The sequence below is a fragment of the Georgenia sp. SUBG003 genome (assembly GCF_000715355.2).
Lineage (GTDB): Bacteria > Actinomycetota > Actinomycetes > Actinomycetales > Actinomycetaceae > Georgenia.
Genome location: NZ_CP180204.1, coordinates 1309347 through 1325343, shown reverse-complemented (window position 1 = coordinate 1325343; position 15997 = coordinate 1309347). Strand labels below are relative to the sequence as shown.

Genomic DNA, 15997 nt, shown 5'->3' with positions numbered 1-15997 from the left:
CGTGCTGCTGGTGGCGGTGACGCTGGTCGCAGCGATCTACCTGCTGCCCGGGCTCCTGGGGTACGAGCGTTACGTCATCACCGGCGGCTCGATGTCCGGCACGTTCGAGAAGGGCTCCGTCGCCTTCGAGCGCACCGTGCCGGTCTCGGCCCTCGAGGTCGGCGACGTCATCACCTACATGCCGCCCGCCGAGGCCGGCGTCGACAACCTCGTCACCCACCGCATCAGCGAGATCACCACCGGCGAGGGCGGCGCCCAGCTCCTGCGCACCAAGGGAGACGCCAACGCCGACGTCGACCCGTGGGCCTTCCAGCTCACCGACGACGTCCAGCCCGTCGTGTCCTTCACCCTCCCCTACCTGGGCTACGTCTTCATGGCGCTCGCCGACCCCGCGGTCCGCATCCTCGTGATCGGCGTCCCGGCGGGCCTCGTCGCCCTGCGCAGCCTCGTCGACGTCGTCCGCGCCCTCCGCGGCAACCCGGGCGCCACGGGGGTGGCGGCGTGAGGAAGCTCCGTCTCCTCGTCCTGCTCGTCCTCGCCCTCGCGGGGACGGCAGGATTCCCCGCGTTCTCCACCGCCGCCTTCACCTCGACGACGACGCACGCGCCGTCCACCGTGGTCGCGGCCCCGGACTGGACCCCGCCGACCGTGTCGCTGCGCACCCCGGCCGTCCCGGCCCAGAGCACCGTGACACTGACCGCGGACGCCGCCGACGGCGAGACCGGGGTCGCATCCGTGACGATCGAGCACCTGGCCGCGAACGGTTCGTCCTGGGTGACCGTGTGCACCGTGAGCACCGAGCCGTACAGCTGCGGGTGGGACACCACCAGGGTGGCCGACGGCGGCTACAGCCTGCGCGCCCGCGCGACCGACCGCGCCGGCTACTCCGCCGTGTCGGAGACGGTGCGCACCACCGTGGCCAACAAGCTGCTCGTCGTCCTGGCCGAGCCAGGAGAGACCGTCCGCGGCACGGTGGCGCTCGGCGCCACCCTGTACAACGCGGGCACGTCCGCCTACTCGGTCCGCGTCGAGTACGCCCCCGCCGGCACGACCGGCTGGAAGACCCTCTGCAGCGCGACCGCCGCCCCGTACACCTGCTCCTGGACCACCAACGGCTTCGGCAACGAGGAGTACGACCTGCGGGCCGTGGCCCTCTCCGGCAGCACGGTGGTGGCCACCTCCGCCGTCGTCCCGGGCGTCCTCGTCGACAACGAGCTGCCCAGGGTGACGATGACCGACCCCGGCACCCCCCTGAGCGGCACCCGCACGTTCCAGGCCGTCGCCACGGACAACGTCTCCGGCATCGCGGCTGTCACCCTGCAGCGGACCCCCTCCGGCACCACGTCCTGGACCACGTACTGCACCGTGACCGACGCCCCGTACTCCTGCCGGGCGGACACCACGACGCTGGCCGACGGCGCCTACTCGTTCCGCGCCGTCGCCACCGACGTCGCCGGCAACACCACGACGTCCGCCGCCGTGACCAACCGCGTCGTCGACAACACCGTCTCCGCGGTCTCCCTCGAGGACCCGGGCGCCTTCCTCGCCGGCCAGGTCACGGTGCGGGCGACGGCGAGCTCCACGGCGGGCGTCCGCTCCGTCACCATCCAGGCCGCCGCCACGGGCAGCTCCGCCTGGACCGACCTCTGCACGACCGCGACCGCCCCCTACACGTGCACGTGGGACACCACCACGGTGCCGAACGGCCTGTACGACCTGCGCGCCGTCCTCGTGGACGGCAAGGGCGTGACGACCACGTCGGCGCTCGTGACCGAGCGGCGCACCGACAACAGCCCGCTGCGAGGCCTGGACGTCCAGACGGTCAACGGGGGCCCGCTGGCCGGCCGGCCGGACGTCGGCGACACCGTCACCTTCACGTTCAGCCAGCAGGTCAACCTGGCCACGGTCACGCCCGGCTGGTCCGGCGAGGGTGTCTCCGTCACCGTACGGCTGCGCGACGGCGCGACCGTCGGCCAGGGGCCCGCCCGGGACGTCCTCGACGTCCAGCGCACCGGCTCGGTGGTCAACCTCGGGTCGGTCTCGCTCGGCGAGAACTTCGTCAAGGCCAGCAAGAACCCGCCCACCATGGTCGGCACCATGACGGCGAGCACCGTCACGGTCGCCGGCTCCCCCCCGCACGGTCGTCACGATCACGCTGACGGCCAACGCGTCCGCCGGCGGCCAGCTCCGCACGGTCGCCGCGCCGTCGACGATGGTCTGGAGCCCGTCCGCCGCGGTGCAGAGCCTCACGGGAACCACCTCCTCCACCGCCCCGGTGACGGAGACCGGAACGACGGACAGGGACTTCTGATGCGCCGCTCCCCCAGCCGGCTCGCCCGGTCCGCCGCCGTCGCGGGCGCCGCCCTCGCCGTCGCCAACCTCCTGCAGGTCGGCTCGGCCGGGTACCTCTCGCTGCTGCTGGGCTCCATGGGCCTGGTCGGTCTCCTCGCGGCCGGGAAGCTGTGGCGGGACGGGTGCTTCGAGTCCCGCCTGCTGACGACGCTGGTGGCGTCGGCCTCGCTGCTGGGCATCGTGCTTCGGTCGACCCTCGGGCTCCCCGGCGGCGGTGGCGTGGCGAGCGACGCGGCGGACCTGGTCGCCGCCGCCCTCGCGGTCGCCGCCCTCGGGCTCCTGCTCGCCGACCGCCTCCGGCGCGGCCGCGCCCCGAAGGTCCCTTCGGACGGCCGTCGGCCCTATGATCGGGGGCGTGCAGCCGACCGTGCTGATCGTGGAGGACGACGACGGGATCGCGCTCCCGCTCGTCCGCACCCTCGGCCGTGAGGGTTACGCCGTCGAGCGCGTCGCCGAGGGGCTGCCCGCCGTCGAGCGGGTGGCCGCCGGCGGCGTGCAGCTGATCGTCCTCGACCTGGGTCTGCCGGACATCGACGGCCTCGAGGTGTGCCACCGCGTGCGCGAGGCCGGCTACGAGGACGGCATCATCATCCTCACGGCCCGGGGCGAGGAGCTCGACAAGGTCGTGGGCCTGGACGTCGGCGCCGACGACTACCTGCCCAAGCCCTTCGCGCTCTCGGAGCTGCTGGCCCGCTCGCGGGCCCTGCTGCGGCGCAGCGCGCGGATGGCCGCCGCCCGGCCGGCGGCCGTCGTCGCCACGGAACCACCGCCCGCGGCTCCGGCTCAGCACCTGCGGGTGGACGCGCGCTCGCGGCGGGCCTGGATCGACGGCGAGGAGCTGGCGCTGAGCTCGAAGGAGTTCGATCTCCTCGCGCTGCTGGAGTCCGAGCGCGGCGCCGTCCTGACCCGCGAGACGCTGATGGACCGGGTCTGGGACGAGAACTGGTACGGCTCCACCAAGACCCTCGACGTCACCGTCGGCCGGCTGCGCCAGAAGCTCGAGGCGAGCGGCGCGCGGGCCAGGGTCGTGGCGGTGCGCGGGGTGGGGTTCCGCCTCGAGGACGTCGATGCGTGACCGGCTGCTCGCCGCGTTCGTCACGCTGACGGTCCTCGTCGTCGCGCTGTACGGCATCCCGCGCGCCTACCAGGTCGCGGGCATGGTCCGCGAGCAGGAGCACAGGAAGATCGAGCGCTCGGTCGACCTCGTCGCCGTCGTGCTCGCCGAGCACCTCGCGGAGGGTGACGAGGTCACCGAGGAGTACCTCACGCCGATGCTCAACGCGGCGGAGACGCTGAGCTACGTCGCCCCCGACGGCACGGAGACGGTCGCCGGTCCGCGCTTCCACCCCGCGCCGTCGGACATCGTCCTGACGCGCAACGTCGACGGTGGCGGGACCGTCACGCTCACCCGCGCCGGCGGGCTGGTCGACGAGCGCGTCTCCGACGCTGTGTACCCGCTGGTGGTGATCGGCCTCGGCCTCGTCCTGGTGTCAGCGGGCGTCGCCGTAATCCTCGCCCGCCGGCTGGCCCGGCCCTTCGGCGAGCTGGCCGCGAGCGCCGAGCGGCTCGGCCGTGGCCAGTTCGACCTGGACGTCCCGCGCTACGCCGTCCCGGAGGCCGACCAGATCGGCGCCTCACTGCGCACCGCCGCCGAACGGCTGGAGGACGTGGTGCGCCGGGAGCGGGAGTTCTCCGCCAACGCCTCCCACCAGCTGCGCACACCAGTCACCGCGCTGCGCCTGCAGCTCGAGGACCTCTCGATGTGGCCTGAGACCCCGGACACGGTGCGCGAGGAGCTCCAGCACTCGCTCGGCGAGCTGGACCGGCTCTCGGGCGCCGTGACGGAGCTGCTCGCGCTCTCGCGCGGGCGCCTGACCGCTTCGGCGGTGGAGCTGGACCTGGCGGACCTCGTCGACGCCGCCGTCGGGCGCTGGGCGGTCCTGGCGCCCGACGGCCGGCAGGTCGTCGCCCGCCTCGCGGGTCGGGTGCCGTGCGAGGTCGCCCCCGGGCCGGTGGGGCAGATCCTCGACGTGCTGATCGACAACGCCCTCAAGCACGGCGCCGGCACGGTCACGGTGTCGGCCCGGGACGAGGGGACGGACGTCGTCGTGGCCGTGGCGAACGAGGGGGCGCGACCGGCGTCGACCGACATCTTCCGCCGTCGGGTCTCCGGCGACACCTCCGGCGGCGAGGGCATCGGCCTCGCGGTCGCCCGGGACCTGGCGGAGGCCCTCGACGGGCGGCTCAGCCTGGCGCCGGGCACGACGACGACGTTCGTGCTCACGGTGCCCCGCAGCCCGCGGAGCGCCCCGCCGGGCGAGCGCGCCTCCGCTCAGGGCGTCTCGGGCACCATCTCGATGGCGCCGCTGGGGCACTCCTCCACGCACAGGCCGCAGCCCTTGCAGTAGTCGTAGTCGATCTCGTACGTCCCGTCGGCGTGCTTGACGATGGCGTTGTCCGGGCAGACCCCGAAGCAGTTGTCGCAGCCGAAGCAGTTGCCGCATGACATGCACCGGCGCGCCTCGAACAGCGCCGTCTCGGCCGTGAGGCCCTGGACCACCTCGTCGAACGTGCCGGCGCGGCGCGGACCCTCGATGCGCGGGCGGACCTGGTGCGGCGCGTCGGCGTAGTACCAGGTGTTCAGAGCCCCGAACTCGGCGTCCGGCGCCGGCGGAGGCATCTCGGCGGCCGTGCCCCGCAGGTAGGCGTCGATGTTCCGCGCCGCCTTCTTGCCGTGCCCGACGCCCACCGTCACCGTCCGCTCGGACGGCACCACGTCCCCGCCGGCGAACAGGCCGGGCCGGCCGGTCATGAGGTGCTCGTCGACGGCGACCACACCGTCCACGACCTCCAGGCCCTCCACGCCCTCGACGAGCGAGAGGTCCGCCTCCTGGCCGAGCGCGAGGACCACGGTGTCGGCCTCGAGGTCCTCCAGCTGCCCCGTGCCGCGCGGGAACCCGGTCTCGTCCAGCTCCATCTTCTCGATGGTCAGCCTGCCCTCGTCGGCGTACCTGATGGTGGAGAGCCACTTCATCCGCACGCCCTCCTCGAGGGCCTCGGCGACCTCCGAGTCGTGGGCAGGCATCCTCTCGCGGGTGCGCCGGTAGACGATGACCGCCTCCTCCGCGCCGAGCCGCCTGGCCGTGCGGGCGGCGTCCACGGCGGTGTTGCCGCCGCCGTAGACCACCACGCGCCGGCCCAGCTGCGGCGCGTCGGCGTCCTCGACGTCGCGCAGCACCTGGACGGCGTCGAGGAGGCGCGCCGCCTCCCCCGCCGGGACGTAGGCCCGCCTGCCGATCTGGGCGCCGACGGCGAGCAGGACGGCGTCGTACCTCTCCAGGTCCGGCTGGACCGTCGTGACCCCGGGTGTCGAGCTCGAGGGTCACGCCCCATGTCGACGATGCGCCGGATCTCCGCGTCGAGGACGTCGCGCGGGAGGCGGTAGGCGGGGATGCCGTAGCGCATCATCCCGCCGGGGCGGGGCGCGGCGTCGCGCACGGTGACGTCGTGGCCGAGCAGGCGCAGGTGGTAGGCGGCGGCGAGCCCGGTGGGGCCGGCGCCGACGACGAGGACGTGCCTGCCCGACTGCGGGGCGGTCACCGGCACGGTCCAGCCCTGGCGGATCGCCTCGTCGCCGAGGAAACGCTCCACGGCGTTGATGCCGACGGCCTCGTCGAGCTGGCCGCGGTTGCAGGCCGTCTGGCACGGGTGGTAGCAGACACGCCCCATGACGGCGGGCAGCGGGTTGTCGGCCATGAGGGTGCGCCAGGCCCGCTCGTAGTGGCCGTCCTCGGCGTCGTAGAGCCACTGCTGGATGTTCTCCCCGGCCGGGCAGGCCTTGTTGCACGGCGGCAGGAAGTCCCGGTACACGGGCCGCTCCACGCGCCAGGCGCCGGTGCGGTTGGCCAGCGAGGAGCCGACGTCCAGGGTGATGGCGAACGGCTTGTCCATCTCATGCCTCCTCGTGCGCGCGGGGCGCGGAACCGGTGCGGGGGTCCGGCGCCGGGCTGCCGTGCAGGTCCAGGCCCGGTCCGGCGGACGTGGACGGCGCGTGGTGGTCGCTCGGCCGGGCGGGGTGCTCCAGGTGCGGGGCGGCGCCGACCAGCACGGGCTCGCCGCTGGCGGGCTCGGGCACGGCGTCGTCGCCGAGCAGGCCGTACCGGGCGATGTTGCGGTCGGCGGCGGCCTGCAGGCGGGCGATGACCTCCTCGTTCCGCCTCGGCCGGAACAGGTGCGCGTAGCGGCCCTGCAGACGCAGGTACTCCTCCACGGGCACCTGGCGGCGGATCTTCCGGACCGAGGTGACCTCGCCGTGCTCCGCCTCGAAGACGGGGAAGACCCCGGACTCGGTGGCGAGCCGTGCGATGCGCACGGTGTGGCTCGACGCCGCGCCCCACCCGAGCGGGCAGGGCACGAACACGTGCAGGTACCGCGCCCCGTGCATCGACATCGCGCGGACGACCTTGGCCTCGAGGTCGCGCAGGTCGGCGACCGTGGCCGTGGCCACGTACGGGATCTCGTGCGCCATCGCGATGCGCGGGACGTCCTTGCCCTGCCCGAAGACGTTGCCCGGGTGCGGGCCGACCGCCTGGGTGGTGGCGGTGCGCGCCGCGGGCGGGGTGGCGCCGGAGCGCTGCACGCCGGTGTTCATGTACGCCTGGTTGTCGTAGCAGATGTACAGCACGTCGTCGTTGCGCTCGAACATGCCCGACAGGCACGCGAAGCCGATGTCCACGGTCCCGCCGTCGCCCCCCTGGGCGACGGTGCGGACGTCGCCGCGGCCCTGGGCGCGCAGGCCGGCGGCGACCCCGGTGGCGACGGCGGGGGCGTTGCCGAAGACCGAGTGCAGCCACGGCACCCGCCAGGAGGACTCGGGGTACGGCGTCGAGAAGACCTCCAGGCAGCCGGTGGCGTTGACCGTGACCATCCGGCCGCCGGCGGCGGCCATGGCGGCGTCGAGCACGTAGCGCGCCCCGAGCGCCTCGCCGCAGCCCTGGCAGGCGCGGTGCCCCGAGGTCAGCGCGTTGGCCCGATCGGGATCGGACTGGACGCTGGCGAGCTCGGGGTCCAGCAGGCGGTTCCCGACGGCGAGGCTGCCGACCTGGTAGAAGCGCACGGGCGTGGTGGGCATCTCTCCTCCTCAGCGTGGCGCGCCGACGGCGCCGGTCCGGCGGCGGGTGTCGGTCCGGCGGCGTCCTTCCGCGCGCTCGCGCCGCTCGGCCCGGTCGCGGGCGATCTCGCGGTCGACGACCTCGTGGTCCAGGTCGAGGAACGTCAGGGGCGCCAGGCGGCCGGCGAGGGCGTCGTCGAGCATGCCGAGCAGGTCCCCGGCGACCCCGTCCGCGTGCCCGCCACCTCGGCCGCCTCAGCCGGCCGGCTCGAGCAGCCTCGGGACGGGCAGCACGCGCGCGAGCCCCGGCTGGCTCGGGTCGTCCCGGATGGGCCGTCCCTCGAGCCAGGCGCCGACGACGTTCGCGAGCTCGCCGGGGTGGCTGAAGTTCAGCGCGTGGGCCGCGCCCTCGATGATGACGACGGTGACGTGCTCCGGCGCCAGGCTGGCCACCTCCCGGACGCGGTGGGGCGGCGGCATCAGGGGGTCGCGACCGCCGAGCACGGCGAGCGCGGGCACCGGGGTCCGCAGCAGCCGCGCGAGCGAGGGGAACCGGGTGAGCTGGGCGAAGAGGCGCAGGGCGCTGACCGGCCCGAATCCGACGTAGTCCGGGACCGCCACGCGGGCCATCCGCGGGCTCTCGCGGACGGCGTCGAGCCCGAGCTGGGCGAGCGCGCGCAGGAGCGGCTGGTTGTGGGCGCCGCCCGCCGGGGAGACCAGGACGAGGCGGTGCACCCTCCCGGGTGCCGCGTGCGCGACCTCGAGGGCGACCGGGCACCCCATCGAGTTGCCCAGGAGGACCGCCTTCTCCAGCTCGAGCTCGTCGAGGACCCCCAGCAGGACCCGTGCCAGGGCCGGGATGCCGAGAGGACGCGGCGGGCGCCCGCTGCGCCCGTATCCGGGCAGGTCGGGCACGATGTTCGCGCCGAGCGGGGCGAGCAGCCGGGCCGTGGGCATGAGGTAGGAGCCGGAGATCGCGAACCCGTGCAGGTGGACGATCGGGACGCCTACGCCGTCGTCCCGGCTCCGCCGGTAGAGGACCGTGCGCCCGGCCACGCTCACGGCACCCCGGCTCCAGCCCGGACCGTCGCTCCTCATGCCGTGATGGTGGCACCGCATCTCTCCCCGGCGGCTCACCCCGGACGGGTGAGCGGCGGCGGCCCCCACAGCTCGACGCCGGACGCCGCCGTGTCCGCGGGAACCGATTGCTGGGTCCATGGTCCGGTTCCTTGGTTCCCGGTGGCCCGTAGTTTTCAGGTACCAGGGACCCGCCTACCGAAAGGGTCGTCATGAGCACCTACGTCGTCACCGGCGCCGCCTCCGGCATCGGACTCGTCACCGCCGAGATCCTCACCGGGCGCGGCCACCGCGTCCTGGGCGTGGACCTCGCGGGCTCGGACATCGACGCCGACCTGTCCACCCCGGCCGGCCGCACCTCGATGGTCGACCAGGTGAGCGAGCGCACCGACGGCCGCATCGACGCGATCGTCGCCTGCGCCGGCCTGTCGTCGCCCACGGTCGCCACCGTCCGCGTGAACTACTACGGCGCGGTCGCCACGCTCGAGGGGCTGCGGCCGCTCCTGGCCGGCTCCCCCGCACCGCGCGCCGTCGCCGTCACCTCCATGGCCTCGCTCTTCCCGCCGGACAAGACGCTGCTCTCCCTCCTGCTGGACGGCACCGAGGACGAGGCGGTCACCCGCGCCGCGGAGCTGGCCGCCGGGGACCTCGCCGGCCAGATCTACGGCACCAGCAAGCGGGCGCTCGCGCTGTGGCTGCGCCGTCGTGCCTCCGCCCCGGAGTGGGCCGGCGCCGGCATCCCGCTCAACGCCGTCGCCCCCGGCGTCATCGACACGCCCATGGTCACCGACCTCATCGCCACCGAGGAGGCGAGGATCGCGCTGCTCCAGCAGGTGCCGATGCCGCTCAACGGCATCGCCAGGCCCGAGGTGGTCGGCAACCTCATCGCCTGGCTCACCGGCGAGGAGAACACGCACCTGTGCGGGCAGGTCGTCTTCGTCGACGGCGGCTCCGACGTGGTCCTGCGCGGCGCCAGCACCTGGTGAGCACCCCGGACTGAGCGGGCGACGGCGGTCAGGTGGCCCCGCCGTCGCCCGTTCTGCTGTTCCCGCCGGGGTCGTGCCTGCCCGGGCGACGATCGACGTCGGCCCGGGTTCCGGCGTCGTCCCTGGCCCGGCCGCCCGGCAGAGGCAACCAGCCCTCGGGGCGCCCGGTGCGGCGAAGCCCGAGCTCTGCCGCGCCGAGGACCACCTTGACGCCCACGCCGAGCAGCACCAGGCCCGAAACCATCTGCACGGTCACCGCGATGCGGGCGGCCTCCGACTGTGCGGCGATGTCCCCGAAGCCGACCGTGGCGAGCGTCGTCACGGCGAAGTAGAGGGCGTCCGTGCGGCCGAGGTCCTCGGTGAAGGCACCCGGGTCGTAGGCGGCGAGGCCCAGGTAGAACCCGGCGAAGAGCACGACGAACAGCGGGATCACCGTTGCGAGCGCCTCGATCCCGCGCAGCCGCGGCTCGCTCGACGTCGCCACCGCGCGCACCTGCCACGCGAGCAGGGCTGCGAGTGCGGCCAGCATCACCACCAGGGAGAGCCACGACGCCTGCGCGCGGGGCGGCCCCGCCGGCCACAGGTAGTACACGGCCACCACCAGGACGGCGGTCAGCACCGGGCGCAGCAGAGCCAGTCGCCGGAGCCGACGGCGGCTCCTGCGGCTGGGGGCGGACGGGCCGGTCATCGTGGGCACCATGGTCCGCCGTCGTGCACGTCCGGGTACCGGGTTTGGCGGTCCTCTCCGGGACAGAGGCACGCCTGCCGCCATGACGTGCCCGGCGGGACGCCGCAGACGCACCGGGCGCGGGTGTGCGCCACGCCCCCGGCCGCCACCGCTGCCCGACACCCCCGGACGGCCGCGACCGCTGCCCGACACCGCGAGCGCCCCTGGTGCACCAGCAGCGCTCGCGGTGTCGAACCGCGTTCGGCAACGGGGGCCAGGCGCAGATCCTCGCCAACCGGTCCGGCGGACGGCTACTTTTGGGACCAGGCACCCGCCTCCGACGACGGCGCGCAACAGCCGGACCCGTCGGCGGGCCGACCGACAGGGAGACGCCATGTCCCGGTGGAAGCGTGCGGCGGTGACGCTCTCGTTCGTCCTTGCCGCGCCGGGGTGCTCGGCCGCCAACCCGATCACCACCCAAATGTCCTACGCACCGAGCGACGGCGTACGCGTGCAGCTCTCCGACGACGTGTCCGCCGAGAACCTCATGATCCTGACCCGCGGGGAGGACCAGGAGGGGCACCTGCTCGGCGCCGTGGTGAACCGTTCGACAGACCCCTCGACCGTCACCGTCACCGTCGAGCTCGACGGGGGGTCGACGTACACGTTCGACCTCGGCCCCTCGGAGAACGTCAACCTCACGGACGAGGACCTCACCCCGACGCGCGTGGACGCCCCGCCCGGCGCCACGCTCCCCGGGACCGTCAGCGCCAGCAACGCCGGCTCGCAGGACGTCGACATCCCGGTGCTCGACGGCACGATCCCCCCCGTACGACGAGTACCTCGAGAGCAACAGCTGAAGTTCGGTCCGGCGACGATCTCGACCGCGCGGATCACGAACGCACGACGGCGCCCCGGCGCCATGCGCCGGAGACCGCTCCGACGCCGGGGATCAGATCGCCCGCGCCGACGCCCCTGCGACGCACGGCAACCCGGGGGTTCGGTCGTCGTGCGCGACGTCACCTGCCTGCCGGACGCGACCAGGTGGTCGAGAGCCGTGCCTTGTCGAGGATCACCTCGAGCTCGGCCGGAGGGACGACGTCGGGCAGTCGCCGCAGGAACTTGGAGACCTGGCGCCGGGTCAGGATCAGCACCCCGTCGGGCGGCGTCCGGCGGACCCTGACCCGTGTCCGCGGGTCCGGCGGTGGCAGCGTCGAGGACGGGCGAGGCGGCTCGGGTGGGTCCAACCGGTCGCTGCCGACCCGCTGACGCCGGCGCACCGTGAGACCACGCAGGTCTCGGCGCCGGACGCCAGCAGTTCCGGCCGGAGGGATGGCCATGAGGAATGGTCACAAACACCTGCCGCCACGTCCGGAAAACCGGGATGCAGTGGCGCCAGACTTTCGGTGGGCGTCGCGCGCGGCCCTTTCCGAGCCGGACGTCGGCCATGCCTCGCCCGTCCAGGCCACGGTCGGGCCCGTATCCGCTACCGTCCGGTCTGGGCACGCAGAATGGGCAGGTGCCCGGCCGCACGCGCACGCGCAGCTGCCAGGGACCCGGCGGGCACGAACTCGCGACCGACAGGACGCACAGGGAGACGAGAAGTCGCATGACGAGTGTCTGGCCCGTGGTGCACGCCGAGCGCGCGGCGCTGGTCCGGGACCTGGAGAGCCTGGGCAGCGAGCAGTGGTCCACACCGTCCCTGTGCCCCGGCTGGGACGTCCACGACGTCGTTGCCCACCTCGTCGACGACGCAACGACCACCCGGCTGAGCTTCGTCCGTGACCTCGTGGCGGCCCGGTTCGACTTCGACCGCCTCAACGCCCGCGGGGTCGCACGCCGGCGCGCCCAGGACCCGCGCCGCACGCTCGAGCGGTTCCACGCGGTCAGCGGCCGTACGACCAGCGCGCCCGCCGCGCCGGCAACCCGGCTGGTGGAGGCGTTCGTGCACGGGGGAGGACGTGCGTCGGCCGCTCGGCATCCGGCGCCGCTATCCCACCGACCACGTGACCGCCGCGCTGCGGTACCAGGTCGCCACCAGTGTCAAGCTCGGTGGCGGCCGGGAGCGGGTCGCGGGGCTGCGGCTCGTGGCCACCGACTGCGACGTCGCTCTCGGGCACGGCACGGAGGCGCGCGGCACGGCCATCGCCCTGCTGCTGGCGGTGTCGGGCCGACCGGTCGGCGACGAAGAGGTGAGCGGCTCCGGGGCTGCCACCCTCGTCGGGCCGGGGCGCTGACCCGGCGGACCCCGCGCCTCCCGCAGGGATCAGCAGGTGGTACTGGGCAGTCGAAGTCGGCCCCGGACTGCTGTCTCTGCGCGAGGTCACTGACCCGACGGCCGGACACTGGGGCGGTGACGGGTGCGCCGACGGTGACGCGCAAAGGCGGACAGCGGGAAGGGTCGGTGCCATCACCTGACACCGACCCTCACCGCTCACGGCCGTCGCCCGGCCCTCAGGAGCCGACGGCGGACCCGACTTCCTGCCGCTCGTCCTCGTGGACGTGGTGGCGCCGCTCGAGCGCCGCCCCCTCGACGTCGACGTTCGGCAGCAGGCGGTCGAGCCAGCCCGGCAGCCACCACGCCTTGTCGCCGGCGAGGTGCATGAGCGCCGGGACGATGAGCATGCGGACGAGGAACGCGTCGACGAGCACGCCGAAGGCGAGGCCGAAGCCGATCGGCCGGATCATCGCCATGTGGGAGAACATGAACCCGCCGAAGACGGAGATCATGATGATCGCGGCCGCGGTGACCACCGCGCGGCCGGCGCGGCGCCCCTCGATGACCGCCTCGCGCGCGGGCGTGCCGTGGACGTACGCCTCCCGCATGCCGGAGACGAGGAAGAGCTGGTAGTCCATCGCCAGGCCGAACAGGACGCCGATGAGGATCGTCGGCAGGAAGCTCAGCACCGGGCCGGGCGTGTGGACGCCGAAGATGTCCCCCAGCCAGCCCCACTGGTAGATCGCGGTGACGCCGCCGAAGGCCGCGAACACCGACAGGATGAACCCGCCCGTGGCGATGACCGGCACGAGGATCGACCGGAACACCAGCACGAGGATGATCAGCGAGAGCCCGATGACCAGCCCGAGGTAGGCGGGCAGCGCGTCGGAGAGCTTCTCGGAGATGTCGATGTTGCCGCTCGCCGCGCCGGCGACGGCGAGGTGGACGTCCGGCTCGCCGTCGACGGTGAGGTCGCGCAGGGCGTAGACGAGCTCCTCGGTGGACTCGGTGCTCGGCCCCTCGGTGGGCACCACCTGGAACGCGGCGAGCGAGAGGTCCTCGGACGTCCCGACCGGGGCGACCGCCTCGACGTCGTCCAGGGCGACGATCTCCTTGCCGACGGCGACCTGGAGGGCCGGCACGTCCGCCTCCTGCGTCCTCTCGGGCAGCTCCGCGATGACGAGGAGCGGGCCGTTCTGGCCGGCGCCGAACTTGTCCTCGACCACGGAGTACGCCTGGTACTGGGTGGAGTCCTGCGGCTCCGACGAGCCGTCCGGCAGGCCCAGGCGCATCCCCAGCGCGGGCAGGGCGACGACGACGAGGGCCGCCACCCCGGCGACGAGGGACACCACGGCGGCGCCCGTGGACATGGCCCGGGCCGGCCTGCGCTCGTGCGGGCGCACGGTCCGCTCGCGCAGAGGGCGCGGCAGCACCCGGCGGCCGGCCAGCCCGAGCAGGGCCGGCATGAAGGTCACGGCGACGAGCACGGCGATCGCCACGCACGCGGCCGCGACGGTGCCCATGAGCCCGAGGAACCCGATGCCCGTGACGTTGAGGGCGAGCAGCGCGATGACCACGGTCAGGCCGGCGAAGACCACGGCGTTGCCGGAGGTGCCGGTGGCGAGCCCGATGGACTCGTGCAGCTCCAGGCCCTCGCGCAGCTGGCGGCGGTGGCGGTTGAGGATGAACAGGGAGTAGTCGATGCCGACGGCGAGGCCGAGCATGAGGCCGAGGACCGGCGTGACGCTGAGCATCTCGATCGTGCCGGACAGCGCCAGCGACCCCAGGGCGCCGACGCCGACGCGACGAGGGCGGACAGGATCGGCAGCCCTGCGGCCACGAGGGTGCCGAGCATGACGATGAGGACGACGACGGCGACGCCGAGACCGATGATCTCGGCCGCCCCGGCGATGCTGTCGATGCTCTGGGTGATCTCCGCCGAGTAGTCGACCTCGACGCCGTCGACCGGGTTGTCCTCGAAGGCGGCCTCGACCCCCTCCTTGGTCTCCGTGGGCACCTCGTACAGCGGGTCGGTGAACTGCACGGCCACGGTGGCCGCGGAGCCGTCCTCGGAGACGGTGCGGAGCCCGCCGGCGAGGGCGAGCTGCTCGGCGCCGAGCTCGAGCTCCGCGCTGCCGGCCTCCAGCTCCTCGCTCTGGGCCTCCAGCTCGGCGGACTGCGTCTCGAGCTCGGCGCGGCCGGCGTCGAGCTGGGCCTGCTGGGCGTCGAGCTGGGGCTGCGCCACGGCCAGCATGCCGGCGGCCTGGGCCTGCGCGCGGGCGGTGTCGAGCTCCGCCTGACCGGCGTCGAGCTGGGCGCGGGCCGCCTCGATCTGCTCCCGGCCGGCGGCGATCTGCTCGCGCCCGGCGGTGACCTGCTCGCGCCCGTCGGCGATCTGCTGCTCCTGGTCCGCCAGCTGCGCGGTCACCTCGAACGGGTCGACGACGTTGCTGACGCCCCCGACGTCGGACACCTCGGCGAAGACGTCGGCGAGGGCCTCGCGCTGGGCGTCGGTGAACCCGGAGCCGTCGGCGGTGTGGAGGACGACCGTGCCGGTGCCGCCCGCGGCGTCGGGAAACTCCGCCTGGAGACGGTCGGTGACCTCCGCCGTCGGCGTGCCGGGGATGGTGATGGCGGTGCTGAGGGTGCCGCCGAGAGTGGCGAACGCCGCCCCGGCCGCGACCAGGATCACGAGCCAGCTCGAGATCACGAGCCAGGCGCGGCGGGCGGCGAACCTGCCGAGCCGGTAGAGCAGTTCTGCCATGGAGCGTCTCCTCGGGAGGGGGCCGGGCACGGCGGGTGCCGCCGTCGTCCAAGCGGATGCGATTCATCCGGTTACGTACCGTACCCGCGTAAGTGGATAGGTCGCATCCACATGCTTCCGTATGATCCGTCACATGAGCGAAGACGGCGGCACGGCGGACGGCACGTCCGGGCGCCGCCTGCGCCGTGACGCCGAGGAGAACCGCGTGCGGATCGTGCGCGCGGCGCGGGAGATGTTCGCGGCGCACGGGCTGGGCGTGGGGTTCAACGACATCGCCCGGCACGCCGGGGTCGGCGTGGGCACGGTGTACCGGCGCTTCCCCGACAAGGCCACCCTGGTCCGCGACGCCCTGCAGGACGAGGTGGTGCGGCTCCTGGAGGTCGCCGACGAGGCGCTGGCCAGCGAGCCGGCCTGGGACGGGCTCATGCTGCTCGTCGAGCACGTGGCGGACCTGCTAGCCGCGAACCTCGGGCTGCGGGACGTCGCCCTCGGGCCGGGCCTGCTGGAGGGCGAGTTCGGCGACGTGGCGGAGCAGGTCGCGGGCTTCGTCGAGGGACTGCTCGAGCGGGCCAAGGCCGAGGGCTCCGCGCGCCCGGACGCCACGCCCCAGGACCTGACGATGATGTTCCTGATGATCACCGAGCTCGCCTTGCACGCCACGGCGTCGGACCCACGGGCCTACAGGCGCTACCTCGCCGTCTTCACCGACGGACTGCGGGCCACGAGCTCTGAGGCGCCTCTCCCCGGGCCCCTCGGGGAGGCTGCCGCGGAGGACGTGGCGCGGCGGTGGACGTCGCGCGGCTGAGACCGGTGTCGGGGCGGG

Annotated in this window: 14 protein-coding genes and 3 pseudogenes; 9 read left to right on the top strand and 8 right to left on the bottom strand. The window is 74.1% G+C overall.

The window, feature by feature from the left end; all coding sequences use genetic code 11:
* Positions 1-10 precede the first annotated feature (10 nt).
* The 4 genes from DA06_RS06455 to DA06_RS06440 are packed head-to-tail and all read left to right on the top strand — an operon-like array spanning position 11 to position 4760.
* The gene (locus tag DA06_RS06455; protein ID WP_418607188.1) at positions 11-505 is read left to right on the top strand and encodes a signal peptidase I; all 495 of its coding nucleotides are present in this window, start codon (positions 11-13) and stop codon (positions 503-505) included.
* Positions 502-2781 carry an Ig-like domain-containing protein gene (locus tag DA06_RS06450; RefSeq protein WP_043498392.1) on the top strand — a complete coding sequence of 760 codons (2280 nt, stop codon included), beginning with the start codon at positions 502-504 and terminating at the stop codon, positions 2779-2781. The genes DA06_RS06455 and DA06_RS06450 overlap by 4 nt, the downstream gene beginning before the upstream one ends.
* Entirely contained in the window at positions 2708-3427 is a 720-nt protein-coding gene (locus DA06_RS06445) for a response regulator transcription factor (protein ID WP_418607186.1), read from the top strand. Before DA06_RS06450 ends, DA06_RS06445 begins: the two co-directional genes overlap by 74 nt.
* Positions 3420-4760, top strand: a complete 1341-nt coding sequence (locus DA06_RS06440) for a sensor histidine kinase (protein WP_052436438.1) — start codon at positions 3420-3422, stop codon at positions 4758-4760. The genes DA06_RS06445 and DA06_RS06440 overlap by 8 nt, the downstream gene beginning before the upstream one ends.
* On the opposite strand, the gene DA06_RS06435 is transcribed toward DA06_RS06440, so the two are convergent.
* The 5 genes and pseudogenes from DA06_RS06435 to DA06_RS06415 form a co-directional block, all read right to left on the bottom strand.
* Entirely contained in the window at positions 4685-5650 is a 966-nt protein-coding gene (locus tag DA06_RS06435; RefSeq protein ID WP_418607882.1) for an FAD-dependent oxidoreductase, read from the bottom strand. The two genes, DA06_RS06440 and DA06_RS06435, sit on opposite strands and share 76 nt — an antisense overlap.
* A gap of 209 nt (positions 5651-5859) precedes the next feature.
* Positions 5860-6303: pseudogene (locus DA06_RS06430) on the bottom strand (glutamate synthase); the annotation flags it as partial.
* A 1-nt stretch (position 6304) separates the two neighbouring features.
* A complete protein-coding gene (locus tag DA06_RS06425) occupies positions 6305-7483 on the bottom strand; it encodes a thiamine pyrophosphate-dependent enzyme (protein ID WP_052436437.1) in 1179 nt (392 codons plus the stop codon).
* A 9-nt stretch (positions 7484-7492) separates the two neighbouring features.
* Positions 7493-7666, bottom strand: coding sequence for a hypothetical protein (locus tag DA06_RS06420; RefSeq protein WP_418607183.1), 174 nt, complete (start codon positions 7664-7666; stop codon positions 7493-7495).
* A 51-nt stretch (positions 7667-7717) separates the two neighbouring features.
* Positions 7718-8560 carry an alpha/beta fold hydrolase gene (locus DA06_RS06415; RefSeq protein ID WP_043498375.1) on the bottom strand — a complete coding sequence of 281 codons (843 nt, stop codon included), beginning with the start codon at positions 8558-8560 and terminating at the stop codon, positions 7718-7720.
* 191 nt (positions 8561-8751) lie between these two features.
* Between DA06_RS06415 and DA06_RS06410 the strand changes: the two genes are divergently transcribed.
* Positions 8752-9525 (top strand): SDR family oxidoreductase, encoded by a 774-nt coding sequence (locus DA06_RS06410; protein WP_043498373.1) that lies wholly within the window; start codon positions 8752-8754, stop codon positions 9523-9525.
* A 28-nt stretch (positions 9526-9553) separates the two neighbouring features.
* Here the strand turns inward: DA06_RS06410 and DA06_RS06405 are convergent, their stop codons facing one another.
* On the bottom strand, positions 9554-10213 hold the full coding sequence (locus DA06_RS06405) for a potassium channel family protein (RefSeq protein ID WP_418607181.1): 660 nt from the start codon (positions 10211-10213) through the stop codon (positions 9554-9556).
* A gap of 373 nt (positions 10214-10586) precedes the next feature.
* On the opposite strand from DA06_RS06405, the gene DA06_RS06400 reads away from it, so the two are divergent.
* The 3 genes and pseudogenes from DA06_RS06400 to DA06_RS06390 all read left to right on the top strand — a co-directional run bounded on the left by DA06_RS06400 (position 10587) and on the right by DA06_RS06390 (position 12429).
* Positions 10587-11375 (top strand): hypothetical protein, encoded by a 789-nt coding sequence (locus tag DA06_RS06400; RefSeq protein ID WP_418607179.1) that lies wholly within the window; start codon positions 10587-10589, stop codon positions 11373-11375.
* A 162-nt stretch (positions 11376-11537) separates the two neighbouring features.
* Positions 11538-12266: pseudogene (locus tag DA06_RS06395) on the top strand (maleylpyruvate isomerase family mycothiol-dependent enzyme); the annotation flags it as partial.
* Complete coding sequence (locus DA06_RS06390) at positions 12154-12429, top strand: hypothetical protein (protein ID WP_418607177.1); 276 nt, start codon at positions 12154-12156, stop codon at positions 12427-12429. The pseudogene DA06_RS06395 and the gene DA06_RS06390, both read left to right, overlap by 113 nt.
* Before the next feature lie 217 nt (positions 12430-12646).
* On the opposite strand, the gene DA06_RS06385 is transcribed toward DA06_RS06390, so the two are convergent.
* Both DA06_RS06385 and DA06_RS06380 read right to left on the bottom strand, forming a co-directional pair.
* Positions 12647-14164, bottom strand: coding sequence for an MMPL family transporter (locus DA06_RS06385; protein ID WP_418607175.1), 1518 nt, complete (start codon positions 14162-14164; stop codon positions 12647-12649).
* Positions 14165-14262: 98 nt separating this feature from the next.
* Positions 14263-14664: pseudogene (locus DA06_RS06380) on the bottom strand (RND transporter); the annotation flags it as partial.
* Between the two features lie 643 nt (positions 14665-15307).
* On the opposite strand from DA06_RS06380, the gene DA06_RS06375 reads away from it, so the two are divergent.
* A complete protein-coding gene (locus DA06_RS06375; RefSeq protein WP_418607173.1) occupies positions 15308-15979 on the top strand; it encodes a TetR/AcrR family transcriptional regulator in 672 nt (223 codons plus the stop codon).
* Positions 15980-15997 lie beyond the last annotated feature (18 nt).

Bases quoted from the DNA above. Each gene is read 5' to 3' on its own strand.
- DA06_RS06440 (WP_052436438.1), top strand. From the start codon at position 3,420: ATGCGTGACCGGCTGCTCGCCGCGTTCGTCACGCTGACGGTCCTCGTC.
- DA06_RS06425 (WP_052436437.1), bottom strand. From the start codon at position 7,483: ATGCCCACCACGCCCGTGCGCTTCTACCAGGTCGGCAGCCTCGCCGTC.
- DA06_RS06420 (WP_418607183.1), bottom strand. From the start codon at position 7,666: ATGCTCGACGACGCCCTCGCCGGCCGCCTGGCGCCCCTGACGTTCCTC.
- DA06_RS06415 (WP_043498375.1), bottom strand. From the start codon at position 8,560: ATGAGGAGCGACGGTCCGGGCTGGAGCCGGGGTGCCGTGAGCGTGGCC.
- DA06_RS06410 (WP_043498373.1), top strand. From the start codon at position 8,752: ATGAGCACCTACGTCGTCACCGGCGCCGCCTCCGGCATCGGACTCGTC.
- DA06_RS06405 (WP_418607181.1), bottom strand. From the start codon at position 10,213: ATGACCGGCCCGTCCGCCCCCAGCCGCAGGAGCCGCCGTCGGCTCCGG.
- DA06_RS06400 (WP_418607179.1), top strand. From the start codon at position 10,587: ATGTCCCGGTGGAAGCGTGCGGCGGTGACGCTCTCGTTCGTCCTTGCC.
- DA06_RS06385 (WP_418607175.1), bottom strand. From the start codon at position 14,164: ATGCTCAGCGTCACGCCGGTCCTCGGCCTCATGCTCGGCCTCGCCGTC.
- DA06_RS06375 (WP_418607173.1), top strand. From the start codon at position 15,308: ATGAGCGAAGACGGCGGCACGGCGGACGGCACGTCCGGGCGCCGCCTG.